This is a genomic window from Bacillus sp. 2D03 (assembly GCF_003946765.1).
GTDB lineage: Bacteria > Bacillota > Bacilli > Bacillales > Bacillaceae_G > Bacillus_A > Bacillus_A cereus.
On record NZ_RPSJ01000013.1, the window covers coordinates 164410 to 177380 of the forward strand.

The following is a 12971-nucleotide window of genomic DNA, read 5'->3' on the forward strand; positions in this document are numbered from 1 at the left end:
CACCCTCACAGCCTCGGGGCAGCTCTCTGAAACAATCTTTATCATTTACTCTCCTCTTCTACGCATTCTCTTCTTCTATTTTTAAAAATAAAAACTCTCGCCTCAGCAATCAACTACTACAATTTAGTAGCTTTGATTGCTGAGGCGAGAGTTTCGCGTTACCACTCAGCTTCCTTATACTTCTCACGAAATATAAGCTTTGTAGGTCCAATCAGACCTCCGTCCTTTTACCGGAGACGATGCCGCCGCCCTCTACTCAGTTTCCCTTTCGCAAGCGATGCTCCGAGGTGATCTTCAATGATTCGATTGTTACTACCCTCACAGCCTTGGAGTAGCTCTCTGAAACGATCATAATCATCTACTTTCCTCTTCTTTGCATATACAACATATAAAGTTAGAAAATTCTTAATTAACTTTTATTTGTTACACGTATTATAGGACGTTGTTCTTTTCGTTGTCAACATGTTTTTTCAAAAAAAAATCAAAATTCATTCTATTTATTTTTTCTCAAATCAAAATTGGAATGCATTACTTACATACACTCATATATTACTTAAGTATGTTTGCATTACTACATAAAGAAAAACTTATAAAGTTTATGAGGAGATGAGGAAACTATGTTAAAAGGGAAAGTAGCGTTAGTTACAGGAGCAAGCCGAGGAATTGGACGAGCGATCGCTAAACGTTTAGCAAATGACGGTGCATTGGTTGCTGTTCATTACGGTAATCGAAAAGATGACGCTGAAGAAACTGTTCAGGAAATTCGATCAGATGGTGGCCAAGCTTTTTCTATCGGCGCAAATTTAGAATCCTTACACGGTGTAGAAAACCTTTATAAAGCTTTAGATACTGAATTACAAAAGCGCACTGGTGAAACACAATTTGATATTTTAATAAACAATGCTGGCATTGGTCCTGGTGCTTTTATTGAAGAAACGACTGAACAATTTTTTGATAGAATGTTTTCAGTAAATGCAAAAGCACCATTCTTTATCATTCAACAAGCACTGCCACGTTTACGTGACAATAGCCGAATTATTAATATTTCATCCGCTGCCACCCGCATTTCTTTACCTGATTTTGTTGCATATAGTATGACGAAAGGCGCTATTAATACAATGACTTTTACGCTAGCAAAACAGCTTGGAGCACGAGGAATAACGGTGAATGCAATACTTCCAGGATTTATTAAAACAGATATGAATGCAGAACTCCTGAGCGACCCGATGATGAAGCAGTACGCTACTACTATTTCCGCTTTCAATCGCTTAGGTGAAGTAGAAGACATTGCCGATACTGCTGCATTCCTTGCTTCTCCAGACAGCCGCTGGGTAACTGGACAATTAATTGATGTGAGCGGAGGATCTTGTTTATAAAAAACATATATTTTCAAATCTTTTTTATTGCGCAATAAAACAATTTATATAATACTATATAAAACATATACATTTAGGAGGATTACAGCAATGTCCGAAAAAACATACGAACTCGCAACCTTCGCAGGCGGTTGCTTTTGGTGCATGGTAAAACCATTTGATGAACTTCCTGGTATTCATAAAGTACTTTCTGGCTATGCAGGAGGTCATGTAGAAAACCCAACATATGAACAAGTAAAGGCTGGAACATCTGGACATTTAGAAGTTGTTCAAATTACATTCGATCCTTCTATTTTTCCTTATCAGAAATTACTAGACTTATATTGGCCACAAATCGATCCAACTGATGATGGCGGACAATTTTTTGACCGTGGTCCATCTTATCGTACCGCTATTTTTTATCATAACGAAACACAAAAAGAGCTTGCTGAAAAATCAAAACAAGCTCTTACAGAAAGCGGTATGTTTAAAGATCCAATCGTGACTGAAATTCGTCCTGCTGCACCTTTTTACGCAGCAGAGGAATACCACCAACATTTCTATAAAAAGAATCCAAAGAAATATGCTACTGAGCAAAAGGAATCTGGTCGTGAAGACTTTATTAAAAAAAATTGGCAAAAAAAATAATAAAAACGCATCGTGCTTTTTTTATACGATGCGTTTTTATTTTTGATAAAAGTACCATACAATGATGAGAACAACCGCTGTTAATGCCCAAAGCGCTACTTCATTTTTCACTCTACTCTTTTTCTTAGTCATTTCATCTCCTCCTAATAGCAATACAACGTATTCAAGATTTCCTCTGTTTCATTGTCCACCTTATATACATAAATACATCCTTACCAATCCTTATAACAAGACCACCAATGATTCCGATTGCAATTGAAATTACTAACATTTGTCCAAAGCTAAAAGAATTTGTGTACGTTATGTAAAGAACGATACATATAAGTAAAACATCCGGTAAAGAAAGCAAAAACTTTTTAAGCATTTCTTTATCTCCTCTATACTTTATTTATATCTTCTACTGTAATTTTGAAATATAGTTTGTTCAAAAATTCCATTTAGACCCTCATTTTATGAAAAATAATAAGAATCCCTTTTCAAAAGAGATTCTTATTCAGTAGATTTAAGTTTAATTATTTTCTACATATCCTATTCCATAATTACTCCTAAAATAGAATAATATTACTAATAATTGATTGTAAATTGACTATTTGCCAGGCAACCGAATGTCGCGCCAGCTACCTACATCGCATTGGCCAAATTCATTATTACCTACCGCGACCACCGTGCCGTCTGATTTTAGTCCGACTGTATGTGCACAACCAGCCGCTATCGCTACAATATCGCGCCAATCGCTTACGTTACATTGACCATACTCATTCCAGCCCACCGCCACCACGGTACCGTCTGATTTTAGTCCGATTGTATGATTCGTACCAGCCGCTATTGCTACAATATCTATCCAGCCACTTACATCACACTGGTTATGTTTATCATTCCCCACTGCTGTCACCGTACCGTCTCGTTTAAGACCAACAGTATGAAGATACCCAGCCTTGACCGCTACAATACCTCGCCAGCTACTTACATTGCATTGACCATATCGATTATTCCCCACAGTCGTCAATGTTCCGTCCAATTTGAGACCGACTGTATGCCAGTCACCCGCTGTGACTGCCACAATACCTTGCCAACTGCTTACATTGCATTCTTCTTCTTTATTTCGGCCCACCGCTACTACCGTGCTATCCGATTTAAGGCCAATAGTACGACGCCACCCTGCCGCAACCGCTACAATATTATGCCAATCGTTTACATCACATTGTTCATGCTTATTCCAACCCACTGCTACCGTAGTACTGTCACATGTAAGACCGATTGTATGAGCATTACCCGTGTTCGTTGCCATATGAACATTGCCCACTGCGACTGCTTCAATATCTCGCCAGCCACTTACATTACATTCCCCTTCTTTATTCCGGCCCACCGCTACTACCGTGCCATCCGATTTAAGGCCAACAGTATGACAACGCCCCGCCGCTATCATATCTTTGGGCCATCGCTTCACTTTTTCTTTCGATAAAAGGTAATCCATGTTTTACCTCCTTGCATATAAGCAACTGTATCATAATAGATATTTTTATCAAATTTCATTATAAATCTACATTTACAAAGAAAGCTTATTTTACTTCTTCAAAAAATAAAAACCTCCAGTTTAAATACTAGAGGTTTTCTCTTTATTTCTTCAAGCGGTCAATAAAATCGTTCAATTTATCTAGCGATTTCATATTCTGATTGCAAGCTACACCATCTTTGCAAATGTAGTTTCCCTTTTTAACGAAAGTTCCTGGTACATCGCCTTTAATTTCAACTAAAAACATTCCTACTTCTTCATGCCCATGACATAATGAACAAATGCTTTTTTTATTTAAACTTTGGAACGTTCCTTGCAGACCAACAAATTTATTTTTATCATTTTTCGCTATAATAAATTTCCTGCTTGATCCCTTATCAATCCAGCTTAAATAAGATATTTCTTTCATATCCATTTCTTCCATATCAGGAAGTTTTAACTTTTTCGCCTTAGGAAATAACTTTTTTAATGTTTGTGCTGTAACTTCTTGAAACGGAATTACATACGGATTTATTTTCATTAAAAATGATTCTGCATCTTCTCTATTTTGAACTGTTAATACCGTATCAATTAACTCTTTCTGTTCATCCGTTAAATTCTCAAATACATGTATTATCTTTTCAATCGCAAGCGATTTTAACGCTTGAATTACACCTCTATCATTTGCCGTTGCATGCCCGTTTGCTAAAATATAAGCTTGTGATTTTATAAAATTATATTGATCACTTCTAATAAACGCTTCCATCTTTATCACTCCATACAAATTGTTGATCTAGTTTTATTGTATACAATGATTACGTTTTTTGATATGTAAAAGATAACTTAGAAACAAACATTACATATATGACTTATTCTCTACCGCTGCATTTCCTGACAAAAGAAGCCATCATCTGTTTTCCATTCCGCATATAATACGTCTTCAAATTTAGTAATTCCTTTTTGCTTTATTTGTTTATAAAGCCACCCTTCATCAAATCCCGCTTCCCTCAAATTATCCTTAACTACTTTTCCATCACTAATTAATGAAATTGGTAAGTATACAGGCTTATGTTTTAAACTTAAATCATTTACAGTAGGAGATTCGTATTTACTTTTTTTCAAAACGCTTATGTTTCCGTTAGGTTCCAATATCATATATTCAACTTCTCGGATTGAAAATATATCTTTTTGTTGCCTAAGCATTTGTTGTAATTGGTTTATATCCAAATGATTTACGCTTAATTGTTCACGATCAATCTTTCCATTACGAATAATAATTGAAGGATATCCTTCAAAAAACCTTCTTGTCCCTCTTACTTTTTGTGTTATCACTTCAATAGTATAAATTAAAATTACCCAAACAAATACTGAATATAAAATAGACCATACTTTAATTTTAGGATCATATATTGAATTTCCAACGAGCTCACCTAGGACGATTGCAGAAATAAAATCAAAGGGCGTTAGCTGAGATATTTGTGTTTTCCCTAATATTTTTGTAGCAATTAATAGAACAAAAAAACCAATTAAAAGCTCTATCGTTATTTGTCCAATATGATTCATATATGTTCACCTTTCTACTCTTCAAATGTTCTGTATAGCATTTAATAAAAAAAACGGCACATTTTTTCTATTATCATGCCCGTTCACACTTCATATATCCAATACATATAAAACAAAAAGAGTCTGATTCAAAGTAATATATGAATCAGACTCTTTTCCTCTTATTTAGAATACACAATCTTTTTAATCGTTTCCCCAGAAAGAAAATATTCTTCTGCAAGTTGATGAATAGCAATCCCACTTTTAAACGCTTCTTTAATTGCTTTATTTCTTTCATCTAATTGTTTTCTTCCGCCAGATCGTGTACCCCATTTATAATGTTTCGTTTCTTGTTTCGGAATATAAATTGTTTCACCTTGTATATACTTTTGAATTTCAGTAATTAAACTCTCTGGTAAAACAGCATTAGCTTTTACGTATTTCATTTCTGCTCGCCCCTTATTTTTTATGATTCATTTCAATAAGGTGCAAAGCCAAATATAAAAAATGATACGAGCTCATATAGGCGATTGTATATTACTTGTCTACCTCACGCAAAGTATCGCCATTTCCATACTTGGCTTTGCATGAGACGTTGCAGTGTCTGGCAATTGAATTATAATCGCCATATAAACACCTCCTAATATACCTTTTGCATTTTATTATATGATAAATTCCTTCTCCTTGCATCCACACCCTTCTTAAAGCACGAAATTACTTAGTTTGATATAATACTTTTTAATTGAATCAAAAATCATTGTGAGGTTACGTTATGAAGAAAAAAATTATCATTACGATCGTTACACTATTCTTTATTATCACGGCATTATTCGGAACATACAAATTGATGAACGCAAGAAGCTTTCAATTATTTGGAGATTTAACACAACGCGTAGAAACAAATGAAAAAGTGATCGCTTTAACTTTTGATGATGGCCCTACTAACAATGTAAAACAAATATTACCGCTACTAGATAAATACAACGCTAAAGCTACTTTCTTTTTAATTGGAAATGAATTAGAGAAAAATCTATCGTTAGGAGAAGCTATCGCGCAATCTGGGCACCAACTTGGAAACCATACATATTCTCATAATAGAATGGTTTTCAAAACACCTTCTTTTATTAAAGATGAAATAGAAAAAACGAATTCATTAATCCGCCAAACAGGATTTACAGACGCAATTGATTTTAGGCCCCCTAACGGAAAAAAATTAATTGGACTACCCTATTATTTAAATAAAAATAATATCGAAACGATTATATGGGATCTTGAGCCCGATACTTTTTATAAATCTGCGGCTGATAAAATTAAATATGTTAATAAAAATGTAAAACCAGGTTCTATCATTTTATTGCATTCTATGTATGATGAGTCTAATGAAAATTTACAAACGATTGAAGGTATTTTAGATTCTTTATCTAAGAAGGGATATCAGTTCGTAACGGTAAACGAACTGCAAAAAAGAGCAAAATAAAAAGGTAGCGTATCTTTGTATGATACGCTACCTTTCTATTTATATAATGCCAAGTACATTTAAGAATACGATAATAATCGCAATTGGTGCGATAAAGCGAAGTAAGAATAACCATAACACAAATAGTTTGTATCCTTTATTTTTACTTACACCTAGCTCTTTCATTAATACATCTTTCTTCATTTTTAAAGGAACAAAGATAGAAACTAATAATACACCAAGTGGCATTAATACGTTACTTACTGCATAGTCCGCTAAATCAAAGACTGTCTTCCCGAAAATCTTCAGATCACTTAATATACCGAATGATAATGCTGATGGTACCCCAACAACGAAGATTAATAACCCTACGATTAAGGCCATTTTTTCACGTTTCCCTTTACCTTTTGATGTTAACGATGCAACACTAATTTCTAACATCGAAATTGCTGATGTAATAGTAGCAAAGAAGAATAGTAATAAGAAAACGATGAAGAATAATTTTCCGAATGCCATTTTACTGAAAATAGCTGGCAGTACGATAAATAATAGCCCAGGTCCTTGAGATGGTTCCATTCCAAATGCGAACACTACTGGGAAAATTGCAAGTCCTGCAAGTAATGTAATAACAAGAGTTAAGGCTACGATAGAAAATGCTGAACGTGGTAAGCTTTCTTCTTTCGGTAAGTATGAGCTATACGTTACCATAACGGCTACCCCGACAGATAATGAGAAGAACGATTGCCCCATTGCGTATAATATAACTTCTGATGTTACATGTGAGAAGTCAGGTTGTAAGAAGAAACGAACTCCTTCTCCAGCACCATCTAACGTAAGTGCACGAACGATTAAAACAAAGAATAAAACGAATAATGCTGGCATGAAATATTTATTTACTTTTTCAACACCATTTTGTACACCTTTACTTACGATGAAAATAGTAATTAGGATGAATAATAGCTGTGACCCAACTGCTAAATATGGATTGGAAATGATTTCACCAAACGTAGCTTCGTATGCCCCATTTCCTTCCCATAGTCTACCTGTAATTGCATTCCATAAGTATAATAAAATCCAGCCTCCTACAACACTGTAGAAAGAAAGTAGTATGAAACAAGTTACAATTCCTAATTTCCCTAACCATGGCCATAATGTTTTTGGTGCGATTTCTCTATATGCATCAACGGCCTCTTTTTGTGTACTTCTTCCGATAACGAATTCAGCTAATAATAGTGGTAAACCAATTAATAATGTGAAACCGATGAAAATAAGGAAGAACGCGCCGCCCCCTCCAATTCCGGCCATGTACGGGAACTTCCAAATCGCCCCTAGACCAATCGCTGAACCTGCTGCAGCTAATACGAAACCTAATTTCGATGTCCATTGCTGTGAATTCATTTGTTAATCTCCTCTCTGTCTCTTTTTCTTTGTTACAATTCGGTATTTATATTGTTCTATCAATACTCTTTTCTAATACGTTCACTTCCTCCCTAATAATAAAAAACGCCCCTACGTAATATACGTAGGGACGACAAAAATATCGCGGTACCACCCTAGTTGTGAAGAATACTAAGAAACCACCTAAATAAAAACGCCCCTACGCAAAAACGTAGGGACGATAAAATATCGCGGTACCACCCTAGTTATGAAGCCACACCAAAGTTAGGCCCTAAATAAAAAACGTCCCTACGTAAATACGTAGGGACGATAAATATCGCGGTACCACCCTAGTTGTGAAAAATCTTCACCACTTTATTTGATAACGGTATAAACTACCGTCTTTCATTTCCTCATAATGTGAGATTTATGAAAGATGCTCCAGGACGAACTTCATGAATAATCTATATACTGATTCACACCAACCATCAGCTCTCTGAAATAGGGAGATATTCACTACTATACCCTTTCATTGCCCAAATATTATTTTCCGAATTGATTACTATCATTTTTATCACACATTAAAAATAGTGTCAACTTATATTTTGAATTTTTATGTATTACAATCTATTTAAAAATTCAAAATGTAAGTTTTAGTTTAGAAAACAGGTGGATTAGTACATAACGAATTCTAATAGGCAATAGAAAAAGAATTACGTATTATTGATACTTATTCAATAATACAAATCATCTAGAAACATAACCTGTCTCTCTGTATTCATTTTTTAAGAGTTTGATGGATACCAAGAAAATTTCACATCACTATCCAGTGGTCTATTTTTCGTTTCTTCTTTAATTACACGAAACCATTCATTTAGAATTTGAGTTTTGGGCAATTGAGCAGCAAGGTTATCTTCCCAAATTATATGTGAGAACCAGGCTTTCGTTTCCCATTCAAACTGCAATTGTGCGAACGAAATTATAGGGTGATCAGCTTCACGAAATTGCTCATTTACTGCATTTGAAACTTCTGGAGCTTGCGGTAACAACTCGTTCTGAATTGTATTTCTTATCGTCTCATTTTCGAGCTGATCCCAGAAATACAATTGCCCATTTATTTGATAAAAAATATCAAATGAGGCCTCACCTTTCTTCAAGTTCAATAATACGAAGGCACGTTCCACATCATTGTCAGCCGCCTTTACAGCATTAACAATTATATTTTGTGCCATTGATACCCAGTAACTAGTCGCTTCCTCTACCGGTGATTCAACATACAATTCTTCACTTAATTCATGAAGAGTAGCTTCTTGCTCATTTACTTTTTCAACTTTTTTAAAAAACCTATTAAAAAAACCCATAACTTCCCCCTTATCACTATTTTCTATTTCACAAAACAAAAAATAGATTTTTCTTGCTCATCCACATTTACTCCTGGCGCGTATGTATGAACTTGTTGCAACACTTCTTCTATTAGCAACTCTAACTCCTGCACACTTTTTTCTGGATTCCCTATTAATGTGTCCGCCATACGTTCATATAATTTTTCAGGTTTAATAGTCATTCGTTCCACATTATTAGGCATCCATTTAAACGCTGGATGATGTACGTACATTTTATTCAAACCAAATAAAACACCGAATACGTTCCTTTGTACTTCGCAAATAACGTCATAAAGCATAAGCCAATCTTTCCGTTTTAAAAGCGCCTTTCGATTGTGCCAACGATTACTTAACCATAGATTTTCTGAAATCATCCGTTTTACTAGTTCATCTGGATATGCCGCTACTTTTTCTTTTAATTCATTCACTTTCCCTTCTCCATACAAACTAACACCATCATGAACGGATGATACAATACATTGTTTTTCATAATTTATATCATATTGATCCACCACATCCGAAATTACTTTCTCTACTGTCTCTGTTAAAAAGTTACTAATCTCTAATTTAATTCCCTCTTTCGTTAAATACGTTTCCGACCATTCTTCTTCCTCATACGGATGATACGATAATATTTTCCCATCAATATGATAAATAGGGGCCCTACGATCCTCATCTTCCGGCGGTGTTGACCATAAAATATGTAATTCTATATCTGAATGTTCATCTTCAAGCTTTCTAGCTACTGAACCCGCTAAAATAATGGCTTCTACTTTCGGATTTTGCCTATAAATCTCTGACATCTCTATCGCTTTCTCTTTTAATCCCATTTCATTTCCCCCTAAAATTGCAGTAATCCCCTATATTTCATTTATCTATTTCAATATTACAGCTTGCATTACCTTTTCAAATTCCTACTTAATCATATTTCTATCCAATAGCGCTGAATAACTTCATCAGTACGAGAAGAAACTACTTCATTTTCTAACACACCGCCAACCTTTTGAATCGTTTTAGCAGAACCGATATTGGATTTATCGCAAGTTATTAATACTTTCTGCAATCCTAACTTTTGCGCTTCAGCTAATGCAAGTTGTAGTTGTTTCGTAGCGTAACCGTGGCGACGTTTATTTGGATGGACACTATATCCAATATGACCGCTTTCCCGTAATAATTCTGGATTTAATCTATGTCTAATATTCACAAAACCTATAAGTTCTCCTTTTTCAAAACTTAAAAACTGACTAGATGGCACTCGATTAGCTAGTAAATTTTCTCCTAGTTCTTGTTTACTCACTTTTTCAAACCATTCATCAAGAGAATCAAAGTTTTGTAAAGAACTACTTCCATGTGGTTGTTCCCCTGAGTGTAAAAACGCTTGTCTATACGCCGTAATATGCTCACTATATTCATGTATTGGTTTTAATAGTTTCATTGTTCTTCTCCCCCTCTTCATTCCATAAAACAAACACCTTAATAGCAGCTATTCACTATTAAGGTGTTTCTATCCTTTTTATTCAAATAACCCCATACTCAAATAACGTTCACCTGTATCAGGCGCAATACATAAAACTTTTTTACCAACGCCTAGACGTTTCGCTATCATAATTGCAGCGTAAACAGATGCTCCAGAAGATGGCCCAACTAATAATCCTTCTTGTCTAGCTAAATTTCTCATTGTCGTTAAAGCCTCTTCGTCTGCAATTTGAATAATTTCGTTATACACTTCTGTATTTAAGTTTTTCGGAATAAATCCTGGGCTTGTTCCTACTAGTTTATGAGGACCTGGTACACCACCTGATAAAACGGGAGATCCTTTCGGTTCCACTACTGCAATATATAAGTTTGGTAATTTCTCTTTTAACGTTTCACCAGTCCCTGTAATCGTTCCGCCTGTTCCTGCCGTTGCAACAAAAGCATCAAGCTCTCCATCCATTTGTTCGTAAATTTCAAGTGCAGTCGTATAACGGTGAATATTCGGATTAGCTGGATTTTCAAATTGTTGCGGGATAAAACTATTCGGTATTTGTTTTTGCAGTTCTAATGCCTTCGCAATTGCTCCTGGCATTCTTTGTTCTGCTGGTGTTAAAACTACTTCTGCCCCGTATGCTTTCAATAAATTAATACGCTCTTTTGACATATTGTCTGGCATAATTAAAATCGCTTTATACCCTTTAGCTGCTGCGTTCATCGCTAAACCAATTCCTGTATTCCCACTTGTCGGTTCAATAATTGTATCCCCTGGTTTAATGAGACCATTTTCTTCTGCAACGTGAAGTAAATTATAAGCAGCACGGTCTTTCACACTACGTGATGGATTAAACATTTCTAGTTTCACATACACGTCCGCTGCGTCTTCCGGAATAAATTTAGATAATCGGACGACAGGTGTATCTCCTATTAATTCTGTTACGTTTTCACATAATTTCATAGTGCATCCCCTATTCTATCGTTTTCTTATCACTTGGTAATAACCATGAAGTAAGTCCAATTAACGGTAAACAACTACATAATATCATAATGAACTGAAGGCTATATATATCAGCTAACTTTCCTAGTACTACAGCGCCTAGAGCACCAAGGCCGAACGCAAGACCTACAATTAGACCTGATACCATCCCTACTTTTCCCGGAACAAGCTCTTGCGCGTATACAACAATTACACTAAAACTACTTGAACTAATAAAACCGATACATAAAAATAAAGGTACGACCCACACAAGTGAGACATGTGGTAATAACAGCGCAAGTGGCGCTGAACCTAACATTGAAAATACGATGATGTTTTTCTTACCAAATCGATCTGCTAACGGTCCCCCGAAGAAAGTGCCTAACACACCAGCAATCATAAATGCGAATACGAAATACTGGGCATTTTTTATAGATAAACCATAATGCTCAATTAAGTAAAATTGATAGAAATTCCCGATACCGGCACCGTACCAAGAGCGTACAAAAGTAAGAAAAACAAGAAGTATAATAACAAATTTAATGTGTGTACTTACAATTGCATTTTCCGCCTCAAGCGCAGCTCTCTTCTTCCTTCTTACAGCGCCGGTTGCTAATTCATTTTTGTACCAATTCGATACGAAAATTAATAATGCAATTCCTACTGCTGCAAATGCTGTAAAACCTAATGAACCAATTTGACCGAGTGGAACGAAAATTAGCGCTGTAAAAATAGGAGCTAAAGAATTCCCCGTGTTTCCCCCAACTTGATAAATCGCTTGCGCTAACCCTCGTTTTGCACCTGCCGCCATATACGCAACACGAGCGCCTTCTGGATGAAAGACTGCGGAACCTAAGCCAATAAATAAAACAGAAATAATAACAATAATAAAGTTTGGTGCAAACGCGAGTCCAATCATTCCAAGCATACTTGAAAACATACCGAGTGGTAATAAAAATGGTGACGGCTTCTTATCTGAATACATACCAAACACCGGTTGCATAATCGATGACGTCATATTTAACGCAAACGCAATCCACCCTACTTGCATATAGGATAAATTCATCGTTTTTTCCAAAATAGGAAACAACGCCGGCACAACTGCTTGCATCGAATCATTTAAAAAATGTCCGAAACTAATCGCAAATAATATTCGATATATTGTCGGTGTTTCTACTGTGTTTTTTTGTGAAACTGCCTGCATATGTGAATCGCTCCTTTCTGTACAAAATATATATTTATTACAGTAGGTGTAATAAATTCTGACTTT

General features: G+C 35.4%; 14 protein-coding genes and 2 other annotated features (1 of these 16 running past the window's edge). Of the genes, 3 read left to right on the forward strand and 11 right to left on the reverse strand.

From position 1 onward, the window contains the following. Positions 1–70, reverse strand: a binding site (T-box leader); it reaches 170 nt to the left of the window's first position. Positions 71–617: 547 nt separating this feature from the next. Beyond that, a complete protein-coding gene (locus tag EBQ15_RS24995) occupies positions 618–1376 on the forward strand; it encodes an SDR family oxidoreductase (RefSeq protein ID WP_000911815.1) in 759 nt (252 codons plus the stop codon). 90 nt (positions 1377–1466) lie between these two features. Then, entirely contained in the window at positions 1467–2003 is a 537-nt protein-coding gene (msrA, locus tag EBQ15_RS25000; protein ID WP_001291881.1) for a peptide-methionine (S)-S-oxide reductase MsrA, read from the forward strand. Between the two features lie 163 nt (positions 2004–2166). On the opposite strand, the gene EBQ15_RS25005 is transcribed toward msrA, so the two are convergent. The 5 genes from EBQ15_RS25005 to EBQ15_RS25025 all read right to left on the reverse strand — a co-directional run bounded on the left by EBQ15_RS25005 (position 2167) and on the right by EBQ15_RS25025 (position 5483). Further along, on the reverse strand, positions 2167–2367 hold the full coding sequence (locus tag EBQ15_RS25005) for a hypothetical protein (RefSeq protein WP_000913386.1): 201 nt from the start codon (positions 2365–2367) through the stop codon (positions 2167–2169). 222 nt (positions 2368–2589) lie between these two features. Further along, entirely contained in the window at positions 2590–3477 is an 888-nt protein-coding gene (locus EBQ15_RS25010) for an RCC1 domain-containing protein (protein WP_000385094.1), read from the reverse strand. 142 nt (positions 3478–3619) lie between these two features. Further along, positions 3620–4261 (reverse strand): FusB/FusC family EF-G-binding protein, encoded by a 642-nt coding sequence (locus EBQ15_RS25015; protein WP_000387073.1) that lies wholly within the window; start codon positions 4259–4261, stop codon positions 3620–3622. A gap of 110 nt (positions 4262–4371) precedes the next feature. Further along, complete coding sequence (locus tag EBQ15_RS25020) at positions 4372–5058, reverse strand: DUF421 domain-containing protein (RefSeq protein WP_001015535.1); 687 nt, start codon at positions 5056–5058, stop codon at positions 4372–4374. A gap of 161 nt (positions 5059–5219) precedes the next feature. Continuing rightward, on the reverse strand, positions 5220–5483 hold the full coding sequence (locus EBQ15_RS25025) for a CD3324 family protein (protein ID WP_000878325.1): 264 nt from the start codon (positions 5481–5483) through the stop codon (positions 5220–5222). A gap of 326 nt (positions 5484–5809) precedes the next feature. Between EBQ15_RS25025 and EBQ15_RS25030 the strand changes: the two genes are divergently transcribed. After that, entirely contained in the window at positions 5810–6514 is a 705-nt protein-coding gene (locus tag EBQ15_RS25030; RefSeq protein ID WP_000726856.1) for a polysaccharide deacetylase family protein, read from the forward strand. A gap of 39 nt (positions 6515–6553) precedes the next feature. Here the strand turns inward: EBQ15_RS25030 and EBQ15_RS25035 are convergent, their stop codons facing one another. The 6 genes from EBQ15_RS25035 to EBQ15_RS25060 form a co-directional block, all read right to left on the reverse strand. Beyond that, positions 6554–7891 (reverse strand): sodium-dependent transporter, encoded by a 1338-nt coding sequence (locus tag EBQ15_RS25035; RefSeq protein ID WP_001088185.1) that lies wholly within the window; start codon positions 7889–7891, stop codon positions 6554–6556. Between the two features lie 299 nt (positions 7892–8190). Continuing rightward, positions 8191–8412: a binding site (T-box leader), on the reverse strand. A gap of 243 nt (positions 8413–8655) precedes the next feature. After that, the gene (locus EBQ15_RS25040; RefSeq protein ID WP_000505548.1) at positions 8656–9231 is read right to left on the reverse strand and encodes a hypothetical protein; all 576 of its coding nucleotides are present in this window, start codon (positions 9229–9231) and stop codon (positions 8656–8658) included. Positions 9232–9254: 23 nt separating this feature from the next. Then, positions 9255–10082 (reverse strand): DUF4037 domain-containing protein, encoded by an 828-nt coding sequence (locus tag EBQ15_RS25045; protein ID WP_000523202.1) that lies wholly within the window; start codon positions 10080–10082, stop codon positions 9255–9257. A 92-nt stretch (positions 10083–10174) separates the two neighbouring features. After that, a complete protein-coding gene (locus tag EBQ15_RS25050; RefSeq protein ID WP_000771269.1) occupies positions 10175–10687 on the reverse strand; it encodes a GNAT family N-acetyltransferase in 513 nt (170 codons plus the stop codon). A 78-nt stretch (positions 10688–10765) separates the two neighbouring features. Then, complete coding sequence (cysK, locus tag EBQ15_RS25055; protein WP_000762273.1) at positions 10766–11683, reverse strand: cysteine synthase A; 918 nt, start codon at positions 11681–11683, stop codon at positions 10766–10768. Positions 11684–11693: 10 nt separating this feature from the next. Beyond that, a complete protein-coding gene (locus tag EBQ15_RS25060) occupies positions 11694–12905 on the reverse strand; it encodes an MFS transporter (RefSeq protein ID WP_001149411.1) in 1212 nt (403 codons plus the stop codon). Between the last annotated feature and the right edge of the window lie 66 nt (positions 12906–12971).

Coding starts and splice junctions, on each gene's coding strand:
- EBQ15_RS25030 (WP_000726856.1), top strand. CDS start 5,810: ATGAAGAAAAAAATTATCATTACGATCGTTACACTATTCTTTATTATC.
- EBQ15_RS25020 (WP_001015535.1), bottom strand. CDS start 5,058: ATGAATCATATTGGACAAATAACGATAGAGCTTTTAATTGGTTTTTTT.
- EBQ15_RS25060 (WP_001149411.1), bottom strand. CDS start 12,905: ATGCAGGCAGTTTCACAAAAAAACACAGTAGAAACACCGACAATATAT.
- EBQ15_RS25010 (WP_000385094.1), bottom strand. CDS start 3,477: ATGGATTACCTTTTATCGAAAGAAAAAGTGAAGCGATGGCCCAAAGAT.
- EBQ15_RS25025 (WP_000878325.1), bottom strand. CDS start 5,483: ATGAAATACGTAAAAGCTAATGCTGTTTTACCAGAGAGTTTAATTACT.
- EBQ15_RS25050 (WP_000771269.1), bottom strand. CDS start 10,687: ATGAAACTATTAAAACCAATACATGAATATAGTGAGCATATTACGGCG.
- EBQ15_RS25045 (WP_000523202.1), bottom strand. CDS start 10,082: ATGGGATTAAAAGAGAAAGCGATAGAGATGTCAGAGATTTATAGGCAA.
- EBQ15_RS25005 (WP_000913386.1), bottom strand. CDS start 2,367: ATGCTTAAAAAGTTTTTGCTTTCTTTACCGGATGTTTTACTTATATGT.
- EBQ15_RS24995 (WP_000911815.1), top strand. CDS start 618: ATGTTAAAAGGGAAAGTAGCGTTAGTTACAGGAGCAAGCCGAGGAATT.
- EBQ15_RS25015 (WP_000387073.1), bottom strand. CDS start 4,261: ATGGAAGCGTTTATTAGAAGTGATCAATATAATTTTATAAAATCACAA.
- EBQ15_RS25035 (WP_001088185.1), bottom strand. CDS start 7,891: ATGAATTCACAGCAATGGACATCGAAATTAGGTTTCGTATTAGCTGCA.
- EBQ15_RS25040 (WP_000505548.1), bottom strand. CDS start 9,231: ATGGGTTTTTTTAATAGGTTTTTTAAAAAAGTTGAAAAAGTAAATGAG.
- cysK (WP_000762273.1), bottom strand. CDS start 11,683: ATGAAATTATGTGAAAACGTAACAGAATTAATAGGAGATACACCTGTC.
- msrA (WP_001291881.1), top strand. CDS start 1,467: ATGTCCGAAAAAACATACGAACTCGCAACCTTCGCAGGCGGTTGCTTT.